We start from the raw sequence: 2,124 nt of genomic DNA, 5'->3' as shown, positions 1-2,124 counted from the left end.
GCCCGGCCCTGCTGCTCCTCGACGAACCCACGGCGAGCGTCGACCCCCGGGCCGAGCGGGCGTTCTTCGAGCTGCTGCGGCGGCTCAACGAGCGCATGACCATCGTGGTGGTCAGCCACGACATCGCCTTCGTCAGCGAGTACGTCTCCCATGTGGCCTGCATCAACCGCGAGCTCGTCTGCCATACCGCCGAGCCCCTGGGGCCCGGGGTGCTGGAGCGCCTCTACGGGCACCCGGTGCGGTTCGTCGACCATGCCCATGTCGATCACGTCCATGGGGGTGGTCATGGCGTTCATTGAGGCGCTGCTGCGCCAGGGCTTCCTTCAGCATGCGGCGATCGGTATCGCCCTGGCGTCGGTCGCCTCCGGGCTGATCGGGCCGTTCGTGGTGGTGCGCCGCATCGGCTATCTCGCCGGCGGCATCGCCCACTCCGTGCTCGGCGGCATGGGCGTGGCGTGGTATTTCGGCGCCAGCCCGCTGGCCGGCGCACTGGTGGCCGCGTTGCTTGCGGCGTTGATTGTCGGCTGGGTGAACCTGCGTTTCCGCGCCCACGAGGACATGCTCATCAGCGCCCTGTGGTCCGGCGGCATGGCGGTGGGGATCGTGTTCATCTCCCAGACCGAGGGCTACCGCGCCGACCTCTTCGGCTACCTGTTCGGCAATATCCTGCTCGTGGACGCGCCCACGCTGTGGCTCATGGCGGGGCTGGACGTGCTCATGCTCACGGTGCTGATGCTTTTCTACCGCCAGTTCACCGCGGTGTGCTTCGACGCCGAGTTCGCTCGCCTGCGCGGTGTCCCCGTGCCCTTCTTCCATATCCTGCTCCTGTGCCTCGTGGCGGTGACCGTGGTGATCCTGGTACAGGTCTCCGGGCTGATCCTGCTGATCGCGCTGCTCAGCCTGCCGGCGGCCACGGCGGGCGACTGGGTGCGTTCGCTGGGCTCGATGATGCTGCTCGCGGCGGGGATCGCGGCAGGCACCGGCTATCTCGGTCTCGCCCTGGCGTGGCAGCCCGACTGGCCCGCCGGCGCGACCATCGTGCTCACCCTGTGCGGGGTCTACGTCCTGTCCCTGGCGGCGCGTCTGTGGCGCGAGCGTCGCCACAGGGGGTCAGAGCGAGCGGCCTGACACCGGGGATTCCGCTATCCCCCCCTTGAGGGGAGGGGGTGGCATCCCAACCCTCCGGGACAGGTCACTTGCAATGCAGGAGGAATCATGGCGACGCACGCAGGCCATGCCGGGCACGCGCATCACCACGGCGCCCACGGGGACCACGGCGGGCGGCTGCGCACCTCGGTGCACGCGACGGTGCACTGCCTCGTCGGCTGCTCCATCGGTGAGTTCGCCGGGCTCTCCATCGGCGTCGCGCTGGGGCTGGGCACGACCCTGACCCTCACTCTGGCGGTCGTCCTGTCCTTCATCGCCGGGCTCAACCTGGCGGTGCAGCCGCTGATGCGCGAGCAGGGGATGAGCTACCTGGACGGCATCCGCACGATCTGGCTCGGCGAGACGGTCTCCATCGCGGCCATGGAGGTAGCGATGAACGTCACCGACTATCTGGTCGGCGGTGTCCAGGTCGGTAGCCTCGCCAGCCCGATGTTCTGGGCCGGCTTCGTGGCGGCGCTGCCGGTGGGCTTCCTCGCCGCGCTGCCGGTCAACTACTGGCTCATCGGACGCAACCTCAAGCACTGCCACTGAACACGCCGCTGCCGGGGGCGCGGCAGTGCCCGGCGGGGTGGTAGGCTGGGGCCGTCCACCGCCGGCTGCCACCGGCCGGTGGGGCAACCGGAGGGAGACGATGCGCGGACGCTGGTGGGCGCTGGCCCTGATGCTGATCGGATGGATGGCGGCCCTGCCCGCTGTGGCGGGGCAGCTGCGGCTCGACGGCGAGCCGGTTCAGGGGGCGTTGCTCACCGGGCACGTCGCCCCGGCGTCCGCCACGGTACGCTTCGCGGGGCGGGAGGTACGCGTGGCCGATGACGGTACGTTCGTGATCGGCTTCGGCCGCGACGCCGAGCGTCGCGAGACGCTCGTGGCCGAGTGGGCCGACGGCAGCCGGGTACGACGCGAGATGAGCGTGGCGCGGCGGCACTACCGCATCCAGCACATCGACGGCCTGCCGCC

Annotated in this window: 3 protein-coding genes and 1 pseudogene; all 4 read left to right on the top strand. The window is 70.4% G+C overall.

Annotation, left to right across the window (positions count from 1 at the left end; genetic code table 11):
- Positions 1-299: AAA family ATPase (locus tag G7A99_RS14205; RefSeq protein ID WP_371807621.1), on the top strand; the 299-nt coding region annotated here is incomplete at its 5' end.
- A complete protein-coding gene (locus G7A99_RS14200; protein ID WP_240466290.1) occupies positions 259-1,128 on the top strand; it encodes a metal ABC transporter permease in 870 nt (289 codons plus the stop codon). The genes G7A99_RS14205 and G7A99_RS14200, both read left to right, overlap by 41 nt.
- Positions 1,129-1,215: 87 nt before the next feature.
- Positions 1,216-1,698 carry a DUF4396 domain-containing protein gene (locus G7A99_RS14195; RefSeq protein ID WP_018717105.1) on the top strand — a complete coding sequence of 161 codons (483 nt, stop codon included), beginning with the start codon at positions 1,216-1,218 and terminating at the stop codon, positions 1,696-1,698.
- 100 nt (positions 1,699-1,798) lie between these two features.
- Positions 1,799-2,124: pseudogene (locus G7A99_RS25545) on the top strand (M23 family peptidase); the annotation flags it as partial.

It is taken from the genome of Arhodomonas sp. KWT (genome assembly GCF_010993615.1).
Note: the sequence above shows the minus strand (reverse complement) of the source record. Positions and strands in the feature narration are given on the sequence as shown.

Bases quoted from the DNA above. Each gene is read 5' to 3' on its own strand.
- G7A99_RS14195 (WP_018717105.1), top strand. From the start codon at position 1,216: ATGGCGACGCACGCAGGCCATGCCGGGCACGCGCATCACCACGGCGCC.
- G7A99_RS14200 (WP_240466290.1), top strand. From the start codon at position 259: ATGTCGATCACGTCCATGGGGGTGGTCATGGCGTTCATTGAGGCGCTG.